The 1,540-nt window shown below is 29.5% G+C and carries 2 protein-coding genes; both read right to left on the reverse strand.

Translation table 11 applies throughout. From position 1 onward, the window contains the following. Positions 1-627: 627 nt before the first annotated feature. Positions 628-879: a hypothetical protein gene (locus PVA17_RS24720; RefSeq protein ID WP_274069333.1), complete on the reverse strand. Its 252-nt coding sequence runs from the start codon at positions 877-879 to the stop codon at positions 628-630. 170 nt (positions 880-1,049) lie between these two features. Further along, a complete protein-coding gene (locus PVA17_RS24725) occupies positions 1,050-1,472 on the reverse strand; it encodes a hypothetical protein (protein WP_274069334.1) in 423 nt (140 codons plus the stop codon). Positions 1,473-1,540: the final 68 nt, after the last annotated feature.

Consider the following 1,540-nt stretch of genomic DNA (forward strand, 5'->3'; position numbering starts at 1 on the left):
TAAATACATATATGGCATTGTAACCATTAATTGGTTATTTTCATCATTAAATATGCTAATAAACCGTAGATAAAAAGTCAACATCCATAAGTTCTATTATTTGGAATAAACAAAAAAATAATCCCGAAGATCGGGAAAATTTTAAATTTAGTAGTTAGATATACTGTGTGACAAAAGAATAAAGTGGAACTTTAATCATTGGGGTATAAGAACTTAGTACACTAATTAAAATGCCATCATCTTTTATGAAAATGCGAAAAAACACCTGTCGCCTGTTATAGGCAATCAAGTGCTTTAGGTTCATATATTTTTTTAAGCTTATTAATATTTGCAAGTTTTAATAAGTTATTATTTTCATATGACATCTTTTTTTTAACGCTTGGCAGGTGTAATGTATAGATCCTTATGCTTATTTAATCTGTTGCATATTACATTCATAAGTAGCACTTTAAGTAAAATGTCATCTCGCCTATTCTCGCCCTTATTAAAATAGCAACTATTGATAGCTTGTCTTTATGAGTTATTAATTCAAATCTGATTATTCCATAAAATTTTTATACCCTTGTTTATCGTAACGAGCTTTTTCGTAAACTAATCTTATACGTCCTTAATATCAAATTTTAATTGCTATGATTCAAAAGCTGTTCTATCCGGGAACACACCATCTTCTTTAACTAGGCAAACTGCCAATCTTTGAGCAGCTCTATCAAAATAGAACTTAGATGCAAAATTTTTATCTGGTATAACTTCTAACTCGGAAAACTTCCTAGTGAATTTATTTAACTCAATTTTCCCCATAATATGTTCATTAGGCCCGAATCTGTAAACCACAGTTTCATTATCTTCATATTCTTTTAGTAATAAAACGTATGATGCCAACTCTATTCCTCCTTTGGTTTAGGTCGTTTTGGGATCGGCAGTTGTTTTCGTAAAAGTGTAGTAAGCTGTAAAGGCTATGTCCTTTTGCTGTAATCATGGCATTCTAAAAAAACAAGAAAAGCCCATTTTATCCAGTTTAATTGGTTGATGGGCATTTTCTTTCACAAAAACTATTCAAATTTCCCTAAACTATAATACGGATTTAAGATATTCTCACCCACTTCATCTATTGTTTCCTTTATCTCATCTAGAATCGCTTTATCTATATCCTTATACCGCTGCAATGATTCTTTGATTTTATTAAAGCATATTTCTAGACCGAGATTTACTACAATAGAAAGAATGATATCTACTTCATCATAGGAATCTGTATTCCACATTTCAGTGACTATCCTATCGATATCATTTTTTACTTCACACCTTAATAGCTCATATGTCATAACTTGCCTGTCTGTTAGTTGACTAAGTATTAATAAAAACTTATCTTTTGCAATTTTATTATTTTTAAATTGATCTAATGCATTTTGAAACATTGATATTAGTGTTTCCGTTGGTATTCTATCAGGTAGATTTTTAATTTCAATTATTTCCATATTACACTCCCCTTTTATTGGAATATGAACCTACTAGAATAATCAACTGTAAATAAATACAATTATTC

The organism is Lysinibacillus sp. CNPSo 3705 (genome assembly GCF_028674935.1).
GTDB lineage: Bacteria > Bacillota > Bacilli > Bacillales_A > Planococcaceae > Lysinibacillus.